The organism is Luteimicrobium xylanilyticum (assembly GCF_009429125.1).
GTDB classification, from domain to species: domain Bacteria; phylum Actinomycetota; class Actinomycetes; order Actinomycetales; family Cellulomonadaceae; genus Luteimicrobium; species Luteimicrobium xylanilyticum.
This window is the reverse complement of the sequence record NZ_CP045529.1, coordinates 205,616-230,792: the sequence shown is the minus strand read 5'-3', so window position 1 is coordinate 230,792 and position 25,177 is coordinate 205,616. Positions and strand designations below refer to the sequence as shown.

General features: G+C 71.9%; 24 protein-coding genes. 7 read left to right on the top strand and 17 right to left on the bottom strand.

Annotated elements, in window-relative coordinates; all coding sequences use genetic code 11:
- Positions 1-41 precede the first annotated feature (41 nt).
- The 3 genes from KDY119_RS01025 to KDY119_RS01015 all read left to right on the top strand — a co-directional run bounded on the left by KDY119_RS01025 (position 42) and on the right by KDY119_RS01015 (position 3,466).
- Positions 42-1,682, top strand: a complete 1,641-nt coding sequence (locus KDY119_RS01025) for a peroxidase family protein (protein WP_051136879.1) — start codon at positions 42-44, stop codon at positions 1,680-1,682.
- Between the two features lie 115 nt (positions 1,683-1,797).
- Positions 1,798-2,208, top strand: a complete 411-nt coding sequence (locus tag KDY119_RS01020; RefSeq protein WP_051136878.1) for a YciI family protein — start codon at positions 1,798-1,800, stop codon at positions 2,206-2,208.
- Positions 2,195-3,466, top strand: coding sequence for an RNA polymerase sigma factor (locus KDY119_RS01015; protein WP_036954302.1), 1,272 nt, complete (start codon positions 2,195-2,197; stop codon positions 3,464-3,466). Before KDY119_RS01020 ends, KDY119_RS01015 begins: the two co-directional genes overlap by 14 nt.
- A gap of 78 nt (positions 3,467-3,544) precedes the next feature.
- Here the strand turns inward: KDY119_RS01015 and KDY119_RS01010 are convergent, their stop codons facing one another.
- Complete coding sequence (locus KDY119_RS01010) at positions 3,545-4,336, bottom strand: SDR family NAD(P)-dependent oxidoreductase (protein ID WP_036954299.1); 792 nt, start codon at positions 4,334-4,336, stop codon at positions 3,545-3,547.
- A gap of 132 nt (positions 4,337-4,468) precedes the next feature.
- On the opposite strand from KDY119_RS01010, the gene KDY119_RS01005 reads away from it, so the two are divergent.
- A complete protein-coding gene (locus KDY119_RS01005; protein WP_036954297.1) occupies positions 4,469-4,975 on the top strand; it encodes a MarR family winged helix-turn-helix transcriptional regulator in 507 nt (168 codons plus the stop codon).
- 42 nt (positions 4,976-5,017) lie between these two features.
- Here the strand turns inward: KDY119_RS01005 and KDY119_RS01000 are convergent, their stop codons facing one another.
- The 5 genes from KDY119_RS01000 to KDY119_RS00980 form a co-directional block, all read right to left on the bottom strand.
- A complete protein-coding gene (locus KDY119_RS01000; RefSeq protein WP_083891163.1) occupies positions 5,018-6,289 on the bottom strand; it encodes an amidohydrolase family protein in 1,272 nt (423 codons plus the stop codon).
- A complete protein-coding gene (locus KDY119_RS00995; RefSeq protein WP_153021814.1) occupies positions 6,286-7,329 on the bottom strand; it encodes a sugar phosphate isomerase/epimerase family protein in 1,044 nt (347 codons plus the stop codon). The genes KDY119_RS01000 and KDY119_RS00995 overlap by 4 nt, the downstream gene beginning before the upstream one ends.
- Positions 7,329-8,762: an FAD-binding oxidoreductase gene (locus tag KDY119_RS00990; RefSeq protein ID WP_036954293.1), complete on the bottom strand. Its 1,434-nt coding sequence runs from the start codon at positions 8,760-8,762 to the stop codon at positions 7,329-7,331. The genes KDY119_RS00995 and KDY119_RS00990 overlap by 1 nt, the downstream gene beginning before the upstream one ends.
- Positions 8,763-8,853: 91 nt before the next feature.
- A complete protein-coding gene (locus KDY119_RS00985) occupies positions 8,854-9,921 on the bottom strand; it encodes a sugar phosphate isomerase/epimerase family protein (protein WP_051136877.1) in 1,068 nt (355 codons plus the stop codon).
- On the bottom strand, positions 9,918-11,177 hold the full coding sequence (locus KDY119_RS00980) for a M24 family metallopeptidase (protein WP_036954290.1): 1,260 nt from the start codon (positions 11,175-11,177) through the stop codon (positions 9,918-9,920). Before KDY119_RS00980 ends, KDY119_RS00985 begins: the two co-directional genes overlap by 4 nt.
- Positions 11,178-11,362: 185 nt before the next feature.
- On the opposite strand from KDY119_RS00980, the gene KDY119_RS00975 reads away from it, so the two are divergent.
- The gene (locus KDY119_RS00975; protein ID WP_083891161.1) at positions 11,363-12,112 is read left to right on the top strand and encodes an isochorismatase family protein; all 750 of its coding nucleotides are present in this window, start codon (positions 11,363-11,365) and stop codon (positions 12,110-12,112) included.
- Positions 12,113-12,183: 71 nt separating this feature from the next.
- Here the strand turns inward: KDY119_RS00975 and KDY119_RS00970 are convergent, their stop codons facing one another.
- From KDY119_RS00970 to KDY119_RS00940, 7 genes are all read right to left on the bottom strand, one after another.
- The gene (locus KDY119_RS00970) at positions 12,184-13,032 is read right to left on the bottom strand and encodes an ATP-binding cassette domain-containing protein (protein ID WP_153022645.1); all 849 of its coding nucleotides are present in this window, start codon (positions 13,030-13,032) and stop codon (positions 12,184-12,186) included.
- 5 nt (positions 13,033-13,037) lie between these two features.
- Positions 13,038-13,952, bottom strand: a complete 915-nt coding sequence (locus KDY119_RS00965) for an ABC transporter ATP-binding protein (protein WP_085998072.1) — start codon at positions 13,950-13,952, stop codon at positions 13,038-13,040.
- Positions 13,949-14,749: an ABC transporter permease gene (locus tag KDY119_RS00960; protein ID WP_194174302.1), complete on the bottom strand. Its 801-nt coding sequence runs from the start codon at positions 14,747-14,749 to the stop codon at positions 13,949-13,951. The genes KDY119_RS00965 and KDY119_RS00960 overlap by 4 nt, the downstream gene beginning before the upstream one ends.
- A gap of 140 nt (positions 14,750-14,889) precedes the next feature.
- The gene (locus KDY119_RS00955; RefSeq protein ID WP_036954282.1) at positions 14,890-15,912 is read right to left on the bottom strand and encodes an ABC transporter permease; all 1,023 of its coding nucleotides are present in this window, start codon (positions 15,910-15,912) and stop codon (positions 14,890-14,892) included.
- Positions 15,913-15,969: 57 nt separating this feature from the next.
- Positions 15,970-17,541, bottom strand: coding sequence for an ABC transporter substrate-binding protein (locus tag KDY119_RS00950; RefSeq protein ID WP_036954280.1), 1,572 nt, complete (start codon positions 17,539-17,541; stop codon positions 15,970-15,972).
- Between the two features lies 1 nt (position 17,542).
- The gene (locus tag KDY119_RS00945) at positions 17,543-18,802 is read right to left on the bottom strand and encodes an amidohydrolase (protein WP_227994458.1); all 1,260 of its coding nucleotides are present in this window, start codon (positions 18,800-18,802) and stop codon (positions 17,543-17,545) included.
- A gap of 126 nt (positions 18,803-18,928) precedes the next feature.
- Positions 18,929-19,633 carry a GntR family transcriptional regulator gene (locus KDY119_RS00940; RefSeq protein WP_051136875.1) on the bottom strand — a complete coding sequence of 235 codons (705 nt, stop codon included), beginning with the start codon at positions 19,631-19,633 and terminating at the stop codon, positions 18,929-18,931.
- Between the two features lie 211 nt (positions 19,634-19,844).
- On the opposite strand from KDY119_RS00940, the gene KDY119_RS00935 reads away from it, so the two are divergent.
- The gene (locus KDY119_RS00935) at positions 19,845-21,524 is read left to right on the top strand and encodes an esterase-like activity of phytase family protein (RefSeq protein ID WP_153021812.1); all 1,680 of its coding nucleotides are present in this window, start codon (positions 19,845-19,847) and stop codon (positions 21,522-21,524) included.
- A gap of 26 nt (positions 21,525-21,550) precedes the next feature.
- Here KDY119_RS00935 and KDY119_RS00930 read toward each other — a convergent pair whose 3' ends face one another.
- The 3 genes from KDY119_RS00930 to KDY119_RS00920 all read right to left on the bottom strand — a co-directional run bounded on the left by KDY119_RS00930 (position 21,551) and on the right by KDY119_RS00920 (position 23,927).
- Entirely contained in the window at positions 21,551-21,883 is a 333-nt protein-coding gene (locus KDY119_RS00930; RefSeq protein WP_227994457.1) for a GNAT family N-acetyltransferase, read from the bottom strand.
- A gap of 100 nt (positions 21,884-21,983) precedes the next feature.
- A complete protein-coding gene (locus tag KDY119_RS00925) occupies positions 21,984-22,307 on the bottom strand; it encodes a GNAT family N-acetyltransferase (RefSeq protein ID WP_036954274.1) in 324 nt (107 codons plus the stop codon).
- An 87-nt stretch (positions 22,308-22,394) separates the two neighbouring features.
- Positions 22,395-23,927, bottom strand: a complete 1,533-nt coding sequence (locus KDY119_RS00920; RefSeq protein ID WP_051136874.1) for an MFS transporter — start codon at positions 23,925-23,927, stop codon at positions 22,395-22,397.
- Positions 23,928-24,052: 125 nt separating this feature from the next.
- Between KDY119_RS00920 and KDY119_RS00915 the strand changes: the two genes are divergently transcribed.
- Complete coding sequence (locus KDY119_RS00915; RefSeq protein WP_036954272.1) at positions 24,053-24,646, top strand: TetR/AcrR family transcriptional regulator; 594 nt, start codon at positions 24,053-24,055, stop codon at positions 24,644-24,646.
- Between the two features lie 38 nt (positions 24,647-24,684).
- On the opposite strand, the gene KDY119_RS00910 is transcribed toward KDY119_RS00915, so the two are convergent.
- Entirely contained in the window at positions 24,685-25,158 is a 474-nt protein-coding gene (locus KDY119_RS00910) for an Lrp/AsnC family transcriptional regulator (protein WP_036954270.1), read from the bottom strand.
- Between the last annotated feature and the right edge of the window lie 19 nt (positions 25,159-25,177).

The window sequence follows — 25,177 nt, the reverse complement described above, 5'->3', positions numbered from 1 at the left end:
ACGCCCGTGCCCCACGCCTCCTGGACCCGGAGGACCGAGAGATGACCGCGTTGTCAGGGCAGCCCCTGCCCACGACCTCGACCGCACCCCGCCCGCACGGCACCCCGCTGCGCGGCCTCGCGACCACGCCCGCGTCGTCGACGACGCGCGGACGGTTCGGCCGCATGTTCCGTCACGTCCCCGTCTGGTCCCAGAGCGCCAAGGACCTCGCCGAGCTCGGCAAGGCCATGGTCCAAGAGCTCGAGGGCGGGAAGATCGACAAGCCGCTCGGCGAGGTCGACGACGACGAGAACACCGCCACGCTCGACGACGGCGAGCTCCGCCTGCCCGCGGGCTACACGTACTTCGGGCAGTTCGTCGACCACGACATCACGTTCGACCCGGTGTCGAGCCTGACCCGCCAGTCCGACCCCGACGCGCTCACCGACTACCGCACGCCACGCTTCGACCTGGACAACGTCTACGGGCGCGGCCCCGCGGACGAGCCGTTCCTCTACGAGCACGACGGCCTGCACCTCGTGCTCGGCGATCCGGTCTCGTCCGACGAGCGGTTCGCGGGCCCCGACCTGCCGCGGACGTCGGGCACGCGGATCGCGGTCATCGGGGACCCGCGCAACGACGAGAACCTCATCGTCTCCCAGCTCCAGTGCACGATGCTGAAGCTGCACAACCGGGTCGTGGACCGCGTCGAGCACGACACCCACGGAAGCGGCCTGAGCACCGACGACGTGTTCAAGCTCGCCCAGCAGGAGGTCCGCTGGCACTACCAGTGGGTCGTCGTGCACGACTTCCTGCCGCGGCTCGTCGGGCAGGACGTGGTCGACGACGTCCTCGCGACGGAGGAGTACACCGTGCCCGGGGGCGGCACGGTCGAGACGCTGGTGCCGCGGCTCCGGTTCTACCACTGGCAGGAGCAGCCGTTCATGCCGGTGGAGTTCTCGGTCGCCGCCTACCGGTACGGGCACTCGATGGTCCGGCCGAGCTACGCGATCAACGACCGCGTCCCGCTGCCGGTCGCGGGCGTCACCGACGCGTCCCGGATCCCGATCTTCTCCCACGACGCCGACCCGCTCCACAACCTCAACGGGTTCCGGACCCTGCCGGGCGAGTGGGGCTTCCAGTGGAAGTACTTCCTCCCCGGGATCGACGACGCCGCCGGCCCGGTCGACGAGCACCTCCCCCAGCCGAGCTACAAGATCGACCACGTCCTCGCCCGGCCGCTGTCGACGCTGCCGGACTCCGTCGCCGGGCGCGAGACCGTCGTCTCCGGGATGCCGAAGGCGCTCGCCCAGGAGCTCGCCGTCCGGAACCTGCTGCGCGGGCTGCAGCTCGGCGTCCCGTCCGGTGAGGACGTCGCGCGGGCCATGGGGATCACCCCGCTCACGCCCGACGACGTGTTCGCCGAGGATGCCGTCGAGCTGCCCGACGCCGTCCGCGAGCGCCTGTCCGGGCACACCCCGCTGTGGTTCTACGTGCTCCGCGAGGCGGACGTGCTCGCCGGGGCGGCGCACCTCGGCCCGGTCGGGGGGCGGATCGTCGCAGAGGTCCTGGTCGGGCTGCTCCACGGCGACCCGCTGTCGTTCCTGTCGGTCGACCCGACGTGGCGGCCCACCCTGCCCAGCCGGGAGCCGGGCCGGTTCACGCTCTCCGACCTGGTGAACGTCGCCGTCCACGGCGCCTGACGGCGGTGCGGGCCAGGATGGGTCGGAGCCGGTGTCGAAACCTCGACCCCGGCTCCGACGTCCCCCGTGAAGGCCGCCGACCGGCGTCCTCGACCGGCACCACCCGGAGGTCACCATGAAGTACGTCGTCCTGATCCACTCCAACCCCGACCCGTGGGGCCACCCGACCATCGACTTCACGCCCGAGGGTCAGGCGATCCCGGCCGAGCGGCGGGCCGTGATGGACCGCGACTTCGACGCGCTGCTCGCGGAGCTCAACGAGTCCGGCGAGTTCGTCGTGGCGGAGGCGCTCGCGGCCCCGTCGTCGTCCACGGTCTACCGCTGGGACGGCGAGAAGCACGTCACCACGGACGGCCCGTTCGCGGAGACGAAGGAGCAGCTCGCCGGGTTCTTCCTGATCGACTGCGAGACGCGGGAGCGGGCCGAGGCCGTCGCCGCGCGGTTCGCGGGGCCGGGTGACGTCGTCGAGCTGCGACCGTCGATGTATGTGAACGAGGGCCCCCGCGCGGCCGATGACCTCGTCTGACCGCGCGGGCGAGCCGCTGGAGGACGTCTGGCGCCGGTACGCGCCGGACGTCCTCGGCGCGGTCGCGCGCCACCACGGCGACTTCGGACGCGCCGAGGACGCGGTGCAGGAGGCCCTCGTCGCGGCGTCGCTGTCGTGGCCCGTCGACGGGCTTCCGCGTGACCCGAAGGCGTGGCTGGTCACCGTCGCGTCCCGCCGCTACGTGGACTCGTGGCGCTCCGACACGGCCCGCGAGCGGCGCGAGCTGGAGGACGCCGCGCGGGCGCCGTCGGACGCGCTGCTGGCGCCGGGCGCGGACGCTGCGCCGGCCTCCCAGCACGACGACACCCTGACCCTCCTCGTCCTGTGCTGCCACCCCGTCCTGCCGCCGTCGTCGCAGGTGGCGCTGACGCTCCGCGCGGTCGCAGGGCTCACGACGGCGCAGGTCGCCCGCGCTCACCTCGTCCCCGAAGCGACGATGGCGCAGCGGATCTCGCGGGCCAAGGCCAAGCTCCGGGAGGCCGGGGCCCGGTTCGTCCCGCCCCCCGTCGAGGAGCTCCCGGCCCGCGTCGCGGCGGTCTCCCAGGTCCTGTACCTCGTGTTCACGGAGGGGCACACGACGACGTCCGGCACCGGGCTCGTCGACGTCTCGTTCGCGGACGAGGCGATCCGGCTGGCGCGCGAGCTGCACCGGCTGGTGCCGTCCGACGACGAGGTCACGGGGCTGCTCGCCCTGATGCTCCTCACGCACGCCCGACGCGCGGCCCGCACGACGGCGGACGGCGCGCTGGTCCCGCTCGGCGTGCAGGACCGGCGGCTGTGGGACCGGGCGCTGATCACCGAGGGGGTGGCGCTCGTCGAGGCGGTGCTGCCGGTCGGGCGGGTGGGGCCGTACCAGCTGCAGGCCGCGATCGCGGCGGTGCACGACGAGGCCGCGACGCCCGGCGACACCGACTGGGCCGAGATCGACGCGCTGTACGGGATGCTCGAGCGGGTCGCCCCGGGGCCCGTCGTGACGATGAACCACGCGGTCGCGGTCGCCGAGGTCGGGGGCCCGGCGGCGGGGTTGGCGATGGTGGAGCCGCTGCGGACCGACCGGACGCTGCGACGCCACCATCGCCTGCACGCGGTGCGAGCCCACCTGCTCGAGCGCCTCGGCGAGACCGCGGAGGCGCGCGCCGAGTTCCAGATCGCGGCCGAGCTCACGACGAGCGTCGTCGAGCAGCGCTACCTCAACGAGCGCGCGGCGGCGCTCCGCCCCCGTCGCGCCGGGGACTGACGCCGACCCTGGCCGGCCGCGCGTGCGCCGTCGGGCGTCGCTGCCTCCGCGGACCGCCGCGCCAGCGCGTCCCCCCGGTCAGAGGACGGTCGTCAGGACCCCGCCGTCGGCACGCAGCGCGGCGCCGTTGGTCGCGGACGAGAGCGGGCTCGCGAGGTAGACCGCGAGGCTCGCGATCTCGTCCGGGTCGATGAAGCGCTGCAGCAGGGACGTCCGGTTCTCGGCGACGATCGCGCCCTTGAGGTCGTCGGCGGGAACGCCCTGCGCCTGCGCGATCTCCTCGACCGCGCGAGCGACGCCGTCGGAGTACGTCGGCCCTCCGAGGATCGTGTTCACGGTGACGTCCGTGCCGCGGGTGAGCTTCGCGAGACCGTTGCTCAGCGCCAGGGTCCCGGCCTTGGTCACGCCGTAGTGCGTCATGTCCGCGGGCACGTTCACGCCGGACTCGCTCGCGACGAAGAGGATCCGGCCCCAGCCGCGGGCCAGCATCCCGCCGAGCAGGTGCCGGGAGAGTCGGACCCCGCTCATCACGTTGACCTCGAAGTACCGCCGCCACTCGTCGTCGGGGATCGCGTCGAACGGGACGACGTCGAAGACGCCCACGTTGTTGACGAGGACGTCGACGTCACCGAGGCGGTCGAGCAGCCCCTGCACCTGCGCCGGGTCCTCGAAGTCCGCGGGGATCCCGGAGACGTCGGCGCCCGGCACGGCGGCGCGCAGGCGGTCGACGGCGCCCCGCACCCCGTCCTCGTGGCGCCCGTTGACCGTGACCACCGCACCCTCGCGCAGCAGCGCCTCGGCGATCGCGTACCCGATCCCCTGCGTCGACCCGCTCACGAAGGCCTTCTTCCCTGCCAGTCCCAGATCCATGTCGTCCCGTCGTCCACTGCCGGCTCGCGCCGGACATTCACTTGCTCAGGCAAGTCAAACGTACGCGGGTTCGACTTGCCTGAGCAAGCGACCGCGGCACGGGTCCGTGGCACGGATCGGTACGCTGCTGCCATGCCGGCCCCCCGCACCCCCACGACGCTCGTGGGCGACGACCTCGAGACCTGGGCCGCCCTGGCGACCGTGCTCGAGTGGCTTCCCGCCGCGCTCGACACCCAGCTCCAGCGCGACGCCCAGCTCACGCACTTCGAGTACGGCGTCCTCTACGCGCTGTCCACCGCCCCGGGCCGCACGCTCCGGATGAGCGTGCTCGCCGGCTACGCGAACAGCACGCTCTCCCGTCTGTCCCGCGCGGCGACACGTCTGGAGGCCAAGGGCTGGCTGCGACGCACCCCCGACCCCGAGGACGGCCGCTACACCCTCGCGCTGCTCACCGACCTCGGCCGGCAGAAGGTCGACGACGCCACACCCGGCCACACCGAGACGGTCCACCGGCTCGTCCTCGACCGGCTCACGCAGCCCCAGACCCGCCAGCTCCGCGAGATCAGCCGACGCATCGCCCGCGCCATCAGGGACGACGGCGCCTGGTCGCCTCCCGCGGCACCCACACCGGGCGGCTGACGGCCGCACCGACGAGGCCGATCGGCTGCGGGCCCCGTCCGGTCAGCACGCTGCGCGACGGTCCAGGACCAGCGAGCCCGGCACGGCAACGGCAGGAAGGTCGGTCCACGCGACTCGCCCACCACGGACGACAGCGAGCCGACGCGGCTGGTCGAGCAGGACCTGCCCGGAATCGCGTGCATCGAGCACCACGAGGTCACCGCGTGCGCCCGGCGTGATCCCGGCGGGGATCTCCGGATCGACGAGGCGGCGCGGGACGTCCGTGACGGCTGCCACGAGGTGGTCCAGCTCGTCGGGCTCGGACACGTGACCCACCCGAGCCGCGAGCAGCGCCATGTCGAGCAGGTCGGCGCGACCCGTCGGGGTGAACGCGTTGCGGACGTTGTTCGACGACACGGCGACCGGGACGCCCGCGGCCCACAGCTCGCGCAGCGGCGCCACACCGCGACGCGCGTTGCGCTCGTCGTCGCGGCCCGACAGGTACAGGTCGGTGGCCGGCAGGACGGTCACCGTGACGTCGGCGGCAGCGAGCGCGGCCAGGACCCGTGCCCGGTCGTCCCGTGGCATCGCGGCGAGGGTCGTGACGTGCCCGATCGCCACGCGCCCCTGCAGCCCGCGGTCGATGGTGGCCCGCGCGACGTGCTCGGCGAGCGTGAAGCGCGGGTCGTCGGCGTCGTCGGCGAGGTCGAGGTGCAGGTCTGCGGGGACGCCGTGCTCGACCGCGAGGTCCAGGACGATCTCGACGTGCCGCTCGGCGGCCTCGCGGTCGGGCTCCACGTAGGGGCAGCCGCCGACCACCGTGTCGGGCCCACGGAGGCCCTCACGCACCAGCTCGAGGGTCCCCGGCCGCACGAGCAGCCCCTCCTGGGGAAACACGGCGACCTGGATCCGCTGCGTCTCACGGACCTCCTCGGCGACCTCCAGCACGCCCTCCACCCCGACGAGCCCGACGCCGGGGTCGACCTCGGTGTGCGCGCGGACCGTGGTGGTGCCGTTCTCGAGCGCCAGCCGGGCGACCCGGCGCGCTCGGTCCGCGACGTCCTCGCGCGTGAAGTCGGCCTTGCGCGCCGCGGTCCAGGCGATCGCCCCCTGCAGGTCAGAGCCGCCCGAAGGCCCGCCTAGCAGCGCCTTGTCGAGGTGGAGGTGGGACTCGACGAGTCCCGGCAGCACGACGTGACCGTCGACGTCGAGCACGTCGTCGCCGACCGGGGGCCGGTCCGGCGCCCACGGCTCGACGGAGGTCACGAGTCCGTCGGCGACGTGGACGTCGACCAGCCCCCGGACGCCGCCGATCCGGGCCCGCGCGACGATCACGCCGCGGCCCTGCGGGTCGCGAAGCCGCGCAGCGCACGTGCGCTGTCGAGCACGAAAGCCAAGGACTCCGCCTCGTCGAGCGGCGAGCGGAGCTGGTCGAGCGTCGGCGCGTCACCCGTCCTCGCCCGCGCCTCGTAGGCCGCCGTGAGCTCACGGACGCGAGCCAGCTCGACCGGGTCGAGGCCGGGGTCGGACTCGTACCAGCGCGCGTCGTCCACCCACAGCGTCATCTCGGCGCGCGAGGTCGTGACGCCCTCGACCGACACGGGAAGGTCCGGGTTCGCGTCGAGCAGGGCGCCGACGATCGCCGGCCAGTCCAGGACTCCCTCCCCGACGGGCAGCAGGAAGCGCCCGATACCGTTCTCCGTGGTGTGCAGGGCGACATCGCGCGCATGCGTCGCACGGACGTAGGGGGCGACCCGGCGCGCGGCGGCGACCGGGTCCTCACCACGCACCAGGACGTTGGCGGTGTCGAACGTGATCCCGAACGCGTCCGGCCCGGCGCCCTCGACGAGCGCGACCACCTCGCGCGAGGTGATCTCCTCGTGAGTCTCGAGATCGAGGTGCGCGCCGTTCGCACGCAGCGCGGGCGCCAGGAGATCGAGCACGCGCGACGTCGCCACGAGCTGGTCCGGCCACGAGACGTCCGTCCGAAAGCGGTCGCAGGCGAGGATGGACCGGTAGCGGAACTGGTAGTTGCACGTCGCGGCCCACAGGTCGGTGATCCCGAGGTCGGTCAGCGTGCCCACGAGCCGCACCAGGCCCCGGACGTAGTCGCCGTCCCCGTGGTCGCGGATCTGCGGCAGCTCCGGCGCGGTGAACGGGTCGACCTTGCCGATGCCCACCTGCACGTAGAGACCGAGCCCGGCGGCCACCGCGAGCGCCTCACGCATCTCGCCGACGTCGAGGGTCGACGACAGCTCCCACGGCGAGCGCAGGAACACCCCGTCCAGGCCGTGCCGGGCCGCTTCCTCGAACGTCCACGCGGCTCCGTGAGCCAGGGCGCCCGGGAACTTGCTGGAGTCGGTGCCGACCCGCATCACGCCTCCTCGTGCCGGGTGAGGTCGACGAGGCCGCGGGCGAACACGTTCGCCGCGTCGTAGCGCTGCTTGACCTGGACCAGCCTGTCGTACTTCGTCCCGTAGACGGCACGCGCGGCGGCGTCGTCCCCACCCTCGGACGCGAAGTTCACGTAGGTGCCGCCCTGATAGGGACGCATCGCCTCGTCGAACGCCTTCGCCCAAGCCACGAGCGGCGCCTTCTCTCCCGGGTACTCCCAGTCGGCGCCGATGTTGGCGCTGTACAGGCTTCCGACCCCAGCGGTCGAGTCGTTCGAGCCGTCGCGAGGCGTACGGCTGCCGGCGATCATCTCGAACGGGCACATGAGCTGGTGGGCGATGAATGCGCTCGAGTTCAGAGCACGGCCCGGATAGGCGTCGGCCTGCTCGATCACGGTGTCGATCGCCTCGGGGGTGAGCTCCTTGAGGAACAGGTGCTTCCAGTAGTGGGCGACGCCGTAGCGGAACTCGTCGTCGGTGGCGTGCTGGAGCGTGACGTGCGGGATGCTGCGCACGGACGACCAGATGGGCTCGACGTCGGCGAACATGCCGGCGGTGAGCTCGGGCTCGTCGGCGGGGTCACCGTAGGTGACGGTCGCCACCGACAGGATCGGCTCACCGCGGTGCGCGGCCGGGATCTGCGACCAGTACTCGGGAGCGCGCAGCAGCCGCACGTACGTGCCGACGTTCGCCGGGGCGTCCGGTCCCCACTGCGCGAACCGCTCGATGAGCCGCTTGCGGTCCGAAGCGCCGTAGAGGCACTGGCGGACCGTCGCGAGACCCGGCAGGTCGACGTACCGGAAGACGAACTCGGTCGCGACCCCGAAGTTGTGCCCGGCCCCCTTGAGCGCCCAGAAGAGGTCGGCGTGCTCGTCTGAGCTGGCCCTCAGGACGCTGCCGTCGGCGACCACGACCTCGATCTCCTGCACCCAGTCGACCGTCGCGCCGAACTGGCGCGCCAGGTACCCGAAGCCTCCACCGAGCGTCAGGCCGGCGACCCCGGTGTGCGAGACGACCCCGGCGGGCACGGCGATGTCGAGCTCGGAAGCGGGGCGGTCCACGTCGCCCCAGCGGCAGCCGGCGCCGACGGTGACGGTGCGCGCCTCGGTGTCGATCCGGACGTGATCGATCAGTGCGGTGTCGATCAGCACCGCGCCGTCGGCGACCGACGTCCCTGCGAGGTTGTGACCGCCGGACCGGACCGTCACGGGCAGGTCGTGCGCGACGCACCAGGTCAGCGTTCGGGAGACGTCTCGGGCACTCGTGCATCGCACGATCGCCGCCGGCAGGCGGTCGATGTCGGCGTTCCAGACGCGGCGCGCCTGATCGTACGCGACGTCGTCGGGGCCGAGGACGCCGCAGTCGAGGTGGGCGCGCAGCTCGTCGGCGACGCTCGTGAGGCTGGTGGTGGTCATGCGCTGCTCCTGGGTGCGTCGAAGCGGGTACAGGGGATCGGTGCCGGAGGGCGGGGTCGGTCTCGGGCCTGGCCGAGACCGTCCGGTGGCCCTAAGCCGGCGACGGGACCGGCGCGAGGCCGGCGACGGTGGCGCGCAGGTGAGCGACGCTGCGGGCCAGGAAGTCGTGGTGCGCGGCTTTCGCCGGGCGCACCGCCCGGAGCTGCTCGAGGTCGTCGACCTCGCCGGCCGCCGCCCGCGACGCGTAGGCGTCGGCCGCGGCACGCAGCCGGTCGAGCTCGTCGGCGCCGAGATCGACGTGCGACGCGAGCCAGACCGGGTCGTGGTCGAGGATCGGCATCTCGGCGCGCACGGGCCCGATCGGCTCGACCGTGAGGTTGAGGCCCGGGTTGAGGGTGAGCACGGATCGCAGGGCCGCGTCCCAGTCGACGATCCCCTCCCCGCACGGCGCGAGGAACCGCGAGATCCGGTCACCCGTCCGTAGCAGGGCGGCGTCGCGCAGCTGAGTGCTGCGCACGTACGGCGCGACGCGCGCGATCCCCTCATCCGGGACCTCGCCGCGGACAGGCATGTTGCCGGGATCGAGGCAGATCCCGATCACGTCGGGCCCGACCTCCTCGACCAGACGGACGAGCTCGAACGTCGTCGCCTCCTCGTGCGTCTCGAGGTTGAGGCTCACGCCGTGCTCGCGCAGCGCGGGAGCGAGGCGGTGCAGGAACTTCGCGGTCGCGGCGAGCTGGTCCGGCCACGGTGCCTCCGCCCGAAACCGGTCGGTGATGTAGAGCCCGTCGTACTGGCCCTTGTATCCGCCCAGCGCCGTCCAGGTGTTGGTCCAGCCGTGCTCCGCGCACACCGCGATCATGCGTTCCATCCCGGCCAGGTAGCTGCCCTCGCCGAGGTCGCGCACGCGCGGCAGCTCAGCCGTCATGTAGGGGTTCACCTTGCCGAGGCCCATCTCGACGTAAAGCCCGAGGTCGCGCGCGTGGGACGCCCACTCGCCCAGGAAGCCCGGGTCCAGCGTCGGGCTCAGCTCGTCGAGCGTGCGGAGGTTGATGCCGTCGAGACCGAAGTCGCGGACGGCATCGAGCATCTCCAGCGGGTCGCCCCACGCCGAAGACGTTCCGTCTGCGAGCTTGACGTCGGTGCCGTACCGGGTCATGGCTGCACCACCTGGACGGTCTTCGCGAGCTGGTTGAGCTCTTCGATCCCGTCCTCGGTGAGCATGACCGTGCCGCCGATGCAGATGCGCCGGTACTGGTGGATGGCGTTGGGCTCGAACGCGAACGCCATGCCGGGCGCCAGCTCGATGTCGCCGTCCTGGGGCTTGACAGGTGGGAGGGTCAAGCCGTCGAACATCGGGTCCGACGCGGTGTTGAGGTGGGTCGCGCTGTTGGGCCAGCACGGTCCGACGCCGTGGACCTGCGGTCCGGTGTTCCAGAAGCCGTTGCGGAGCATGGGCTGCATCATGGCGTCAGCGAGCTCGTCGAACGTCGCGCCAGGCCGACTGAGGACGTCGAGCCCGTCCTCGTACGCCTCGAAGCAGACCTCTTCGAGGCGGCGGACGAGAGCGTCGGGCTCGCCGATGTGGGCCTCGATCTGCTGCTGGGTCTCGAAGCCGCCGTAGAAGTTGAACAGCTCGGCTGCGACCGAGTCGCCCGGCTGGAGCACCCGGCCGCCACCGCCCATTCCGATCCACTCGGGACGACCCCAGGAGAAGCGGTCTCGTCCGGCGCGGAAGCAGATGATCGGCTCGTACCACCAGCCGCCACCCGCGACGGTGGCGCCGAGCGTCGCGGCCGCGACCTCGGTCTCGCGGGCGCCGACCCGGGCGGCGGCGACGAAGGCCTCGCACGCGGCCTCCCCGATCGCTGCCGCCTTGCGGACCATGACGCGCTCTTCGGGGCTCTTGACGAGCGCCATGCGCTCGAACCAGCCGCCCGCGTCGACGAACGTGACGCCCGGGAGCACCTCCAGGACCTTCTGCCACGTGGTGAACGGGATCCAGCCGTCGTCCGCGGCGAAGCCCATGCCGGTCAGACCCACGACGCCGACGTTCACCCCGGACGTGAGACCGTGCTCTCCGAGGACCTCGCGCAGCACGGTCGGCACCGGACCCGGACGCACGTCGTCGACCCAGCGCTCGTAAGCCGCTCCGGACGGGTCGAGTCGCGCGAGCGCGTAGCGGCCGATCGTCGTGACGCTCGTCGCAGTGAGCACCGCGACGGTCCCGAGCGGCTCGTTGGTGAGGTACCGGTCATACGTGTCGCGGCCGGAACCGAACACGACGAGCGCGTCGAGTCCGTCGCGCGACATGGTCGCGCGCAGCACTGCGTAACGACGGTCGCGCTCTGCGAGGGACAGAGTCGGGAACTCGTCCGGTGCGGGAAGCTCGACGTCGATGATCGGGTAGGCCATCAGGTCCTCCTGTCGGGGCTGTTGGTATGCAGAATGCCAAAACGACCGTTTCCCGCGAAGGTCGATCCTGTTACTTCCGCGTAAAAGTCGCGACCAACCGCTGGAGTCACTGACCACCTGGTGCGACAGTTGGTATACCAACTGGCCTTCGATGTGCGGAGGCTTCGCGAGAAGGGACTTCCCGTATGACCGCTGTCACCCCGAAGCTGTCCGCCGACGCCACGGCCCCCCTGGAGCCAGGCGAGCAGCTCGCCGAGCAGATCGAGGCGAAGATGACCGAGGTCGTCGAGCTTCTCGGGCAGTGGCGCGACGCCACCGAGCGCAAGTGGGCCGCGGTCGGATTCGGCTCCCGGCCGGCGATCGTCGTCATCGACCTCGCCCGGTTCTGGACCGAGCCCGGCTACGCGGCCTACTGCCCGGGCGCCGAGGAGGCGATCGCCGCCACCAACGAGCTCCTCGCCCATGCCCGCGCCGCCGGCGTGCCCGTGATCTTCACGACGCAGGCCTACCAGTCGACAGCCCGCGGCCTCGTCTCCGCGACAGGCATGGCGCGGAAGTTCCCCGGTAGCGACACTCTCGCCGTCGGCAGCGTCGCGACCGAGCTGCACCCGTCGCTCACCGTCGAGGAAGGCGAGCACCTCGTCGTCAAGACCCAGTCGAGTGCGTTCGCCCACACCTACCTGTCGACCGTGCTGCACGACGCCGGTGTCGACACCGTCATCCTCACCGGCGTCGTGACCTCGGGGTGCGTCCGGGCGACCGCCGCCGACTCCCTCGCGAACGGCTTCCGGACGATCGTCGTTCCCGAGGCCGTCGCCGACCACCTCCCGGGCGCGCACACGTGGACGCTGTTCGACATCTCGACCAAGATCGGCGACGTCGTGCCGCTGGCCGAGGCGACGGCGTACCTCGACCGGGTCGCCGCCGAGCGCTGACCCTCACGACGAGGCGGGGAGAGCCCGGTCCCCACGGACCGGGCTCTCCCCGCCTCTCGTGCACGCCGGAGTCAAGCCACCGGCTGTGCTGCACCCTGAGACGCCGCCCGTGCCAGGCGCACCGCGCGCCGCGCCCGCTCGCCGGCCGGGTCGAGGCGCGGCACCGCCTCGAGCAGCGTCCGTGTGTACTCCTCGCGAGGGCGCGTGTAGATCTCCTCACGCGTCCCGGTCTCCACCACCCGCCCGTCCCGCAGCACCACCACGCGGTCGCACAGGTAGCGCACCACGGCAAGATCGTGCGCCACGAACAGGACGGACAGCCCCAGGCGACTCTGCATGTCCTTGAGCAGGTTGAGCACCTGTGCCTGGACGGAGACGTCGAGAGCGGACACGGGCTCGTCGCACACGAGCACCCGCGGCCGCACGACGAGAGCACGCGCGATCGCGATCCGCTGGCGCTGCCCGCCCGAGAAGTCGCGCGGGTGCCGGCCCAGGTGCTCGGCACCCAGATCGACCAGCTCGAGCGTCTCGACGACGCGATCCCGCCGCTCGCGCGCCGGGCAGGCCCCGGAGACCACGAGCGGCTCCGCGAGGATCTGCCCGACGGTCATGCGCGGATCCAGGCTCGAGTACGGGTCCTGGAAGACGAGCTGGACCTCGCGCCGGAACCGGCGGCGCTGCGTCCGGCTCGGCTTGCGCAGGTCGATCCGGTCGTAGTCGAGGTCACCGGCGTCAGGCGTCTCGAGCCCCATGAGGCAGCGCAGCGTCGTCGATTTTCCGGAGCCCGACTCACCGACGAGGCCGAGGACCTCCCCCTCGGCGAGCGCGAACGAGACTCGGTCCACCGCCGTGTGAGCCCGGCTCCCGGAGCCGAACGTCTTCACGAGGTCCTGCACGTACAGGAGCGGGTGCGCCGGCATCTGGGTCACGATCGGCCTCCATCGAGCTGGGTGCGGTCGGCGGGCGAGCGGTTCGTGCCGGCGGGTGGCGGGGCCTCGCGCGCGACGACGAGACTGTCAGCCACCGTCGCGAGCCTCCGACCGGGATCCGCGTCGATCCGTGGCACCGCCCCGATCAGGCCGCGGGTGTACGGGTGCTGCGGCTCGAGGAACACCCTGTCGACGGGGCCGTCCTCGACGATCCGGCCGTGGCGCATCACGGCGACACGGTCGGCGAGCCCAGCGACGATCCCGAGGTCGTGCGTGATGAACAGGACCGCGAGCCCCAGCTCGTCGGACTGCTGGACCACGAGGTCCAGGACCTGCTCCTGCACGCGGACGTCGAGCGCTGTCGTGGGCTCGTCTGCCACGAGAAGCTGCGGTCCTCCCACGAGCGCCGCAGCCATGACGACGCGTTGGCGCATCCCGCCCGAGAACTCCGTCGGGTAGCTTCGTGCACGCTCCGCGGCCCGCGGGACACCGAGCCGGTCGAGCATCTCCACGGCGCGCCTGGCCGCCTCTCTGCGCCCGACGCCACGGATCAGGAGAGGCTCCGCGACCTGGTCGACGATCCGGCGGACCGGGTTGAGCGCGGCCATCGGGTCCTGGAAGATCATCGAGATCCCAGCACCGCGCACGGCGCGCAGCGTCCGCTCGGGAGCCCCGACGAGCTCGGCATCGTCGAACTGGACCGACCCGGCGACCTCGACCCCCGGGTCGAGCCGGACGAGCGCCTTCGCGACCGTCGACTTGCCCGATCCCGACTCACCGACGAGCGCCACGCGCTCCCCGACCTGCACGTCGAGGTCGACCCCGTGCACGATCTCCGGCCCGTCCACCCCGCGGACCCGGACCGCGAGGTCACGGACCCGGAGCAGCGGGCACCGCTCCACGCCGCTCATGCGCGCACCACCGTCGGGTCGAGGCGGACACGGAGCGTGTCGCCGAGGAGTGCGAAGCCGACCGCTGCCAGCGTGATCGCGAGCCCTGGGAAGAGTGCCACCCACCAAGCGGTCGTCACGTACTCGCGCCCCTGCGCAACCATCGAGCCCCAGTCCGCGCTCGGCGGCGCCGCGCCCACGCCCAGGAAGGCCAAGCCCGCGATCAGGACGATCGCCCCCGAGATGTCCAGCCCGAGCTGGACGTACACCGAGTCGAACGAGTTGGGCAGGACGTGCCGGCTCATCAACCGACGCTGCGACATGCCGGTGAGACGCGCCGCCTCGACGTACTGCGAGGACGTCGTCTGGCGCATCACGGCCCGGACGAGCCGTGCGGTCGCCGGCCACATCGCCACGACCATCGCCACCACGACGGAGGTGAGGGACGGACCGAGCGCGGCGGCGATGCCGAGGGCCAGCACGATCGACGGGAAGGCGAGGAAGATGTCGACGACCCGCATGATCGCCTCGTCGAGCCAACGGGGCGCGGACGCCGCGACGGCCGCCACGACTGCCCCGACGAAGGTGCTCGCCACGACGACGCCGACCGCCGCGAGCAAGGTGCTCCGGGCCCCCACGAGCAGCCGGGAGAGGACGTCGCGCCCGGCGTCGTCGGTACCGAGCAGGTGCTCCCGCCCGGGCGGGAGCAGCGAGCTCGTGGGGTCCGCCCGGTACGGGTCGTGCGGCGCGATCCACGGCCCGACCACGGCAGCCAGCAGAAGAAGCACCACCAGTACGAGGCCGACGACGTCGAGCACGCCGGCATGCCTGCCGAGCAGGGTGCGGGCCCCCCGTGCGATCCCGTCGCCGACGGTTCCCGGAGCTACCCAGGGGAGATGCGGTCGGGACTTCGCCGGAGGCGCCTGAGGCTCCCGGACGAGCCGTGGGGGTGAAGCGGTCATGCGGCACCTCCGAGGTGCGAGGCACGGACGCGGGGATCGATGAGCATCTGGACCAGGTCGACGACCAGCCCCGCGAGGACGAAGACGGCTCCGGTGACGAGAACGCCCCCGAGGACCGCGAAGGTGTCCTGGTTGACCACGGCCTGCTGCAGGTACGTGCCCAGGCCCGGCATCGCGAACACAGACTCCACCAGGACCGCGGCGCCGAGCATCCAGCCGAACTGCATCCCGAGGATGGCGAGGGTCGATCCGGCGGCCGCTGGCAGGGCGTGGTGCCGCACCAGACGCCACGGCCCGACGCCCTTCGAGACGGCGAACGCGACGTAGTCGGTACCGAGCACCCCCAGCAGGGCTGACCGGACGTTCCGGACGACGACGGCCATGAAGGGTGCGCTGAGCGCGACGGCGGGGAGCACGAGGTGCCAGGCCGAGTCCGCCAGGTCGGTCGGGCTCCCGGCGAGGACCGAGTCGACGAGCGTGGCGCCGGTCACGACCGGGGGTGCGTGGCCGAAGCCGCTGGAACCCGAGATCGGCACCCATCCGAGCTTCGCCGCCAGGAGCCACTGGAGCATGAGCGCGAGCCAGAACACGGGCACGCCGCCGCCCAGGATCGCGACGAGCCGCGTCACGGTGTCCGCGGAACGACCGTGCCGCACCGCGGCCAGGGTGCCCAGAGGGACGGCCACGGCCACCGTGAGCACCATCGTCACGACGACGAGCTGGAGCGTGACGGGAACCACCAGCGCCAGGTCGGAGGCGACGGGCTGCTTCGTCGAGGCCGACCAGCCGAGGTCACCGTGCACCAGGCCACCGAGGTAGTGCAGGTACTGCTCGGCGAAGGGCCGGTCGAGCCCGAGCCTCGCGCGCGCCTGCGCGACCTGTTCCGCAGTCGCCGTCCGCCCGGCCGCGACACGTGCCGGGTCACCGGGGATGAGCTTGGTCATGAAGAACACGAGGGTCGCGACGCCCCACACGCTCAGGGCGGCGAGCCCGACACGACGTAGCACGAACCGGGTCACTGCGAGACCTCCCTTCGTGGGGTCCGGGGGCGGCGCGGCCGCCCCCGGACGGACCTGCTACTTGCGGACGAGGGTGCCGACGTCGAAGAGCTGGCTGGTCGGGTCGTACGTGATGCCCAGACCGTCGCGCAGCAGGATGGTGTTCTCGGGGTTCGAGATGGGCATCGCGACGCGGTCGTCGACGATCTGCTTCTGAGCGGCGACGAAGTCGTTGCAGGCGGACTTCTCGTCGGTGGCGGACAGTCCCTTGGCGAGGAGCGAGTCGACCTCGGCGTTGCTGTAGCGGCTGTAGTTCGTCTGGTTGACGAAGGCGGAGTCGTAGACGCGGTAGAGCATCGGTCCGATCGCCGGGTAGTACGGGAAGTCCCAGAGCAGGCCGAGGTCGGGGGTCGTGGCCTTCGACTGGATCATCTGGCTGTACTCCGGGTACGTGACGGGCTTGAGCTTGAGGTTCAGCCCGATCTCCTTGAGGTCCGACTGCAGCAGGGTCGCGGCCTTGGCATGCTCCGGGATGGTCGTCTGGTAGGCGAGCGTGAGGCTCTTTCCCGATGCGCCGGCCTCTTCGACGAGCTGCTTCGCCTTGGCGACGTCCTGGGTCGAGGCTCCAGCGTCGTACCTGCAGGCGACTGACGGCGCAGCGAGCCCGGTCGCCACGCTGCCACGGCCGCTCAGGATCGAGGAGACGTGGCCCTGGTAGTCGTAGGCGAGCTGGATCGCCTCGCGCACCCGGGGGTCGGACGTCAGGGTGCCTTCCATGTTGAACATGACGAAGAGCTCGATGAGGCTCGGGAGATCGTCCGCCTGGACGTCGCTGATCTTCTCCGCGGCGTCGAGATCGGTTCCCGACAGGCCGGTCGCGACGTCCACGCCGCCCGAGGTCAGCTCGTCTCGCAACGTGCTGCTCTCCTGGATGTAGCGGTAGACGACGTGCTCGGGGCGGCTGCTCTCGAACTGCCAGTAGCCCTTGTACCGGTCGGTCTCGGTCCGCTGGTTGGCGGTGTAGGAGGTCAGCGCGTACGGGCCGGAGCCGGCATCGTGCGTCGCGAGCCACTTCTGCCCCTGGTCGTCGGACGCGTGCTCCTTCACGAGCTTGGAGTCGACGACGTAGACCTTGCTGAGGGCGCCCACGAAGGACGCGTTCGGGCCGGTGAGGGTGATCGTGACGTGCGTGTCGTCGTCCGCCTTGACGGACTTGAGGTCGGAGATGAACGACGCGACGCCGAGCCCGAGCTTCTTGTCGCGTTCCAACGTGTAGACGACGTCCGCAGCGGTGAAGGGGTTGCCGCTGTGGAAGGTGACGCCGTCGCGAAGCGTGAGGGTGAGGGATCGGCCGCCGTCCCCCGTCTTCCACGAGGTGGCGAGGCGGCCGACGATCTTGCCGTCGGCGTCGTAGGTGACGAGCTTGTCGTACATCGAGGAGACGGTGAAGTCCGTCTGCACCTCGGAGGCGATCGCTGGTTCGAGGCTCTGGGGCACGGCCCCCGTCCCGATGATCACGGTGTCCTTGCGGTCGGCGGAGCTGCCGCCGCTCTCCCGGGAGCTCTGGGCCGCGCCGGCGCACCCGGCGAGCAGTAGTGCGACGGCCAGGACGGGCGCGCCGAGGCGCAGGGGGCGAAGGTGCGGTGACATGTCAGCTCCTCGAGGACGTGAGGTGGTTCTGGGGTCGGATGCTCCCGGCGCGCGGTGCCGGGGTCAGGGGGGTGGTCGCAGCGGTGAGCGGCGTTCCGCTCCGGACGACCGTGCGGCGAGCGGGTGCGGCAACTGCCTCGGCTGCGCACGAGGCTTCGAGGATCACGAGGTCGGCGGGGCGTCCGGGCGCGATCCCGTAGCCGTCCAGCGCGAGGGCGTGGGCTGCCGCATCCGTCACGAGGTCGAGAGCGACCTCGAGCTCTTCGTCCCGGCGGAATCCCGACTGGTATGCCACCGTGCGGGCAACGGTGAGCATGTCCCCGTCCCCGTAAGGCCACCAGGCGTCGCGCACGTTGTCCGTGCCGGAGAAGACCGTCACGCCCAGCGAGCGCAGCAGCAGGACCGGCGGCATGGGGCCGGCCGGCCCGTTGGTCATGACACGGACGTCGGCGCGCGCGAGTCGCTCGCCGACCCGACGGAGGGACTCGGCAGACAGCGTGCCGAGGCCGTAGGCGTGGCTCACGGTGACCAGGCCCTGCATCCCGTGGGCCTCGGTTCGGTCGGCGAGCAGCTCGAGCGCACGCTCGCCGTGCCGTCCGAGCTCGTGCAGGTGCAGGTCGACGGGGACGGACCGGCGCTCTGCGATCGCGAACACGGCGTCGAGATGACGCTCTGCGTCTCCGTCGAACTCGTGGGGGTCGAGACCACCGACGACGTCGGCGCCCTGGAGGACGGCCTCGTCGAGGAGCTCCGCGACACCGGGCGACGTGAGGACACCACTCTGGGGAAAGGCCACCACCTGAAGGTCCAGACGACCGCCGAGGGACTCTCTCAGCGCGAGCACGGCCTCGAGGTGGTCGAGCCGTACGTCGGGGTCGACGTCCACGTGGGTCCGCGCAACGCCGGTGCCCTGGCCGATGAGCGCCTCGGCGAGGGCGAGCGCGCGATGGGCGACGGGCACGTCGACCTCGTTGCGGAGCTCGCGTTCGACGGCGACGCGCTCCGAGACGGTAGGGCCGCCCCGGTAGGGCTGCCAGCGGGAACCGACGAAGGTCTTGTCGAGATGGACGTGCCCGTTGACGAACGGCGGAAGGACCAGGCGACCGCCGAGGTCGACCGAGCCTCCCGGTTCCAGCCGACGGCCGGCACCGACCCAGCCGTCGAAGGTCCACGCCTCCTCGCTGCCGGTCGCGGGACCGCTCTCGGCGGCCTCCCGGAGGTCCACGACGGTCGTCCCGCAGGCGTCCAGGGCGAGATCCACGAGCCGTCCGTCAGCGAGCCTCGCTCGCTCCAGGCAGGGGGGCTTCATATGGTCTCTCTCCTTCGCGGTTCAACATCCTGGTATACAGAATGCCGACCAGGAGTTACGGAGAGAGGCCTGCTGGCGTTAACTCCCGGTAACGGCAGGCGAGTCCGGGCCACTCTTCTCGAGCAGGGTCGCCATGAGCGCGAGCGACTCGGTCTTGCTGTGCTCGACGTGCGCGAACGCGAGCGAGCCCGCCAGCTCGACCTGCCCACCGAGGACCGCTCGGCACAGGTCCCGGTGCTCTGCGCACAGGACCTGCTGGTCCCGGGAGGACTCGAGGAAGAAGAGACGGCGCACCCGACCGTTCACCGGGACCATCAGGCGCTGCAGCAGATCGTTGCCCGACAGCCGCAAGATCTGCTCGTGGAGCTCCGAGTTCGCGCTGGCGATGGCACCGTCGTCGCCCTCCGTGAGAGCGGACTCGGCCCGGCTCAGCGCATCCGCGAGCTCGCCGCCGTCCGCTCCCCCCGCGCACGCTGCGGCCGCGAGCCGCGCCGCGAGCACCTCCAGGCTCGATCGCACCTCGAAGAGCTCGCGAACGTCCTGCAGGCTCAGCTCGGTCACGACCGCGCCACGCCGCGGGATCGTCCGGACGAAGCCTTCGGCCTCGAGCCTCGGCAGGGCTTCGCGCACCGGGATCCGGGAGACGTCGAGCTCCTCGGCCAGCTCTCGCTCCCGGATCCGCGTACCCGCCGGCAGGCTTCCCACGATGATCCGCTCGCGGAGCTCGAGATAGATCTTCGTCGCGAGCGAGCGGTCGTCGAGCCCCAACGACGTGGTGGACATGAATGCCTCACATTCCAAACCGAACCGAATAGTCGGGCTACTGTATGCCGCCTGCGCGTCGGTGGCGATAGTTCACCGGCTCGTCGCCGTACCGACACCGGCACGTCGCCGTCGCCTCGGCCACGCCGCCTAGCGTCCAGGCGTCGCTCTCCCCCGGCGCCGGACGACCGACCGCCGGCCCGGTGGACCCCCTCGCACGAGAGGTCACACCATGCTCACGTCCCGCAACGTCGCTGTCGCGGCGCTCCTCGGTCTCGGTCTCGCCGGCGTCGCCGGCCCCGCGCTCGCCCACGGCCGCGGGTCGCACCCGGCCCACCCGTCGCACCCGACGTCGTCGTCCCCGCGCGACGACCGCGCCACCGTCACGGGCGGAGTGACGAGCGTCCTCACCCCGCTCGCCAACGACCCGAAGGGTCTCCAGCTCGTCTCGAGCACCGAGGCGCAGCACGGCACGGTCACCCAGCAGGCCGACGGGTCGTTCCTCTACACCCCCGACAAGGGCTTCCACGGCACCGACTCGTTCACCTACTCCACGACGGACGCCGCGACGCTCTACTCGACGGACGTCGCCCCGCTCGCTACCGTCGGCGGCGTCGACATCACGGGCGCCGGGTTCGGGTCGGCGGTCGTCGCGAAGCCGGGCAGCGACGACGTGGTCTACGGCCTCACCGACCGCGGCCCGAACGTCGACGGACCCGACGACACCAAGGTCGAGCCGATCCCCTCGTTCACCCCGTCGATCGGCGAGTTCCGGCTCACGGAGGACGGCCGGGCGACGCTGCTGCGGACCATCGCGCTCAAGGCGAAGGACGGCACGCCCCTCAACGGCCAGGAGAACCCCGAGGCGTCGGCGGGCGAGACGATCCTCGGCATGGACGGCAAGGCGCTGCCCACGTCCGTGAACGGCCTCGACACGGAGGGGCTCGTGGCCGCGAAGGACGGCACGTTCTGGGTGTCGGACGAGTACGGGCCGTACCTCGTCCACTTCGACCGGAACGGCAAGGAGCTCGAGCGGTTCTCGCCGTTCGACGGCTCGCTGCCGCGCGAGCTGAAGTTCCGGGAGCCCAACAAGGGCATGGAGGGCCTGACGATCACCCCCGACGGTCGCACGCTCGTCGGGATCATGCAGTCCGCGCTGACGATCGACAAGGCACACCAGGCGAAGAGCAAGAACATCCCGTTCACGCGCCTCGTCACGTTCGACCTCCGGACCCACCGGACGCACGAGTACGCCTACGTGCTCGACGACCCGAAGGCCAACGGCACCGCGGTCAGCGAGATCACAGCGGTCTCCGCGACGAAGTTCCTGGTGGACGAGCGCGACGGGGACGCCGAGCCCGGCGCGTACAAGAAGATCTACGAGATCGACCTGTCGAGGGCCACGGACATCGGGCCGGACGCCGAGGTCCCGGGTGCGCACTACGACGCGACGTACGGCCTCGAGGTCCCCGGCACGGACACGGGCGTCGGCCCGCTGGAGTACCTGTTCACCGACAGCTCGCAGAGCCCCGACGGCGACGCGATCCTGCGGGCCGCGGGCGTCACCCCCGTCGCGAAGTCGCTCTACCTCGACCTCGGCGGACTGGTGACGAGGCTCGACGCGACGGGCGGCTTCTACGGCCACGACAAGATCGAGGGCATCGACCTCGTCGACGGCGGCCGCAAGCTGCTCGTCTCGAACGACTCGGACTTCGGCATCGACGGCCTGTCCGACGCGGCCGGCGACGCCTCGACCGACGTCGAGCCGCCGTTCGCCCTGCACGCCAAGCTCCAGCCGAACGGCACGCAGGACGACGGCGCGTACCTCGTCGTCGACCTCGCCAAGGCGAAGGCCGTGCTGGCGGGCAAGGACGCGCCCCGGACCGCGAAGGTCACCGTCACCGTCCGCTGAGCTCGTCGCCCACCGCCAGCCCCCGCTCAGGCGTCCGGGTCGAGGTCCTCCGGGCGCGCGGGCTCGACGAGGTCGTCGTACTCGTGGTGCCGCTCCACGTACGCGTGGATGAACGGGCAGACGGCGACGACACGCAGCCCGCGCGACCGGACGTCGTCGAGCGCGTGGGACGCGAGGAACGACCCCACGCCGTGCCCCTCGAACTCCTCCTTGACGACGGTGTGGAGAAACACGACCCGGTCGCCCCGGAGCCAGTAGGCGGTGAACCCGGCGAACCGGCCGTCGTCGGTCCGGACCTCGTACCGCTCGTGCTCGCGGTTGTGGGTCACGACCAGGTGGAGTGCGTCGGCGTCGCTCACCCGCCCATCATCGCCGACGACGGCGCCGCCGTCAGCCCGTCGGTCGACACGCGATCCCGTGCTCGGCGGGAGGGCGGAGCGGGCCGACCCGGCGGCGGGGTCAGCGTTCGACGAGCGCGTCGTACTCGGGATGGCGCTCGATGTAGCCCTCGATGAACCAGCAGACGGGGACGACGCGCGCCCCGGCCGCCCGGGCGTCGTCGAGCGCGCGCCGGGCCAGCGAGGCCGCGATGCCGTGCCCCTCGAGCTCGGGCGGGACGAACGTGTGCGGGAAGACGATGCGCGGCCCGCGCGGGGTGGAGCTGCGGCGGTAGTCCGCGACCCCGACGACGTCGCCGTCCGGGGTGCGCGCCTCGTAGCGGGACTCGTCGGGGTTGTCGACGACCTCGAACTCGATGTCAGGAGTGCGCGCGGAGGAGGCCATGCGCCCATGATCCTCCATCCGCGCGCCCTTTCCGCGCCGAAGTAGTACGGCCGCCGGTCTACCTCGCGAGGTATACCGGCGGCCGTACTACTTCGCGGAGGTTGGGGCCACGCGCGGGATCAGGAGTGCGGCGACGACGGCGGCCAGGGCGCCTGCGGCCGCGACCCAGAACATGGCCGAGTTCCCGGCGACGACGGCGGACGTCACGGCGTCCCTCGCGCCGGCGGGGAGCGTGCCGAGCTGCTCGGGCGTGAGGCTCGCGACGTCCAGCCCGGACGACGCACCCGAGGACCCGCCGGCCAGCGACGCGTCGACGTGGCGGGTCACGGTGCCGGTGAAGACCGTCCCGAGCGCGCCGACGCCGATCGCGCCGCCGAGGGTCCGCAGGAACTGCGCGGCCCCGGTAGCCGCACCGACCTCGCGCGCGGGCGCGGAGTTCTGGACGAGCACGAGCGGCGTCTGGAACAGGAACCCGATACCCGCCCCGGCCAGCACCATGTATCCCGCGGTGACCCACGCGGACGTCCCGGCGTCCATCGTGGCGAGCAGCCCGCACGCGACGACGAGCACCGCGGTGCCGGCGAGGATCGCGGGCCGGAAGCGCTGCGGCGTCGTCGTCCAGGAGCCGGTGACCATCGCGACGGCGATCGCCGGGAGCAGGAGCGGCAGCAGGAGCAGGCCGCTGCTGCTGGCGGACCGTCCCTGCACGAGCTGCAGGTAGAGCGGCAGGTAGTTCATGGCGCCCATGAGGACGGCGCCGGTGCCGAAGAACATCACGACGATGCTGACGACGACGGCGCGGTTGCGGAACAGGTCCGGCGGGAGGATCGGGTGGCTCGCGCGGCGCTCGACCGGGACGAGGGCCGCGATCGCCGCGGCGGCGACGAGCGCGGCGCCGATCACGGGCCACGACACCCAGGCGTACTGGTGCCCGCCCCACGTCACGGCGAGGACGATCCCGGTGCTGGCGACCGAGACGGCGGCGAGTCCGGCGACGTCGACCCGGCCGGACCGGCTGACGGCGGGGAGCCGGAGGAGCAGCGCGGCCCCGGAGATGGCGAGAGCGATGATCGGGAGGTTGAGCAAGAAGATCCACCGCCAGCCGAGGTGGTCGGTCACGACGCCGCCGACCCACGGGCCGATGATCATCGAGAACGGCGCGACCGCGCCGAGCGCGGCGCTGCAGCGGGCACGCTTGTCGGGCGGGGCGACGTCGGCGACGACGGCGAGGAGCGTGGTGAGCGCCATGCCGGCGCCGAGGCCCTGGACGCCGCGCGCGACGATCAGCTCGCCCATCGCCTGGCTCAGCCCGGCCCACGCGGAGCCTGCGAAGAACACGAGGAGCGCCAGCAGCAGGAGTCGCTTGCGGCCGAACATGTCGCCGAGCCGGCCCGCCAGGACCGTCCCGACGGCCATGGTCAGGAGGTAGGTCGTGGCGATCCAGGCGATCGAGGCGAACCCGCCGAGCTCGCCGGCGATGGTCGGGGCGGCGGTGGCGGCGACGAGTCCGTCGAGCTGGATGGGGACGATCGCGAGCACGAGGCTCGTGAGGATGAGCCCGATGCGGAGCGGTGGCGCCGACGCGTCGGGTGGTGCGTCGTCGCGGGTGGTCGTGGTCATGAGAGAGCCTCGCTTACCTGTCGCCCGGCTAGTTTCCCTGTCGGACGACAGGTAAGCACGTTCCTAGCCGGTCGTCAAGTAGGTCTGCGGGTAGGCTGGTCGGAGCCCCAGAGCCAGGAGGTCCGATGCCACGCGACGGGTCCGGCACACGCCGCGAGATCCTCGACACCGCCATGCGTCTCTTCGTGGACCAGGGCTACGACAAGACGTCGTTGCGCGAGATCGCCGAGTCCGTCGGCGTCACCAAGGCCGCGCTCTACTACCACTTCCGCACCAAGGACGACATCGTCCGCGCGGCCATGGCGGACTACTACGGGACCATCGGCGACGTCGTCGACTGGCTCGAGACCGTCCCGGCCGGGAAGGCCCGTGACGTCGAGCTCGTCGACCGCCTCCGCGAGCTCTTCGACGGACCGCTCGGCCTCGCCATGCGGTTCAGCCAGGCGAACCCCACCGTGATGAACCGCGACGAGTTCCACGGCGCGTCCGTGACACAGCTCCAGCGGCTCGTCAGGCTCGTCGCCGGCCCCGAGGCAGCCGCAGGATCGGCGCTGCGAGCCACCCTCGCGTTCGGTGCGCTCGTCCTCGGGACGATCGGCGACGAGGACGCGCCGTTCCCGTTGGGAAGCCCCGAGGACCGCGCCGACGCCGGGCGCGTCATCGCGCTCGAGCTCCTCGCGGGCATCCGGGCCGCCTCCCCGGCTCCTGCCGCGACATAGACCCGCGCGGTCCCCCCGGGGGGCTGAGGCCCCGTGGGTCAGAGCTCCCGGCGCGCCTTCTCGATGAGCGGCCGCAGCCGGTACGGGATCAGCTCCCCCATCGAGAGCGACGTCTCCGTGCGCTCGACGCCGTCGATCGCGAGGATCGCCGCGTCGATGCGGAACAGATGGTCGGTGTCCCGGCACAGCAGCTGCACCTGGAGGTCGGCGGTGCCGCTGCGACCATAGGCCTGCACCACCTCGGGGATGTCCTGCAGCTCCGTGACGATGCGGGCGAGCTCCTTCTGCCGCACCTCGACCTCGAGGAACGCTGCGAGCGAGTAGCCCAGGTAGTGCGGGTTCAGGCTTCGGTCGAAGTCGAGGAACGCACCCGCGTCCTCGAGCTGCGCGAGCCGGGCGTAGATCGTGTTGCGCGACATGCGCAGCTCTGCCGCGAGGGCCGCGATCGTCACCCGCGGGTGGTCCGCGAGGGCAGCCAAGATGGCGAGGTCGACAGCGTCGTAGCTGCGCATGTCGATCAGCGTAGCGGCT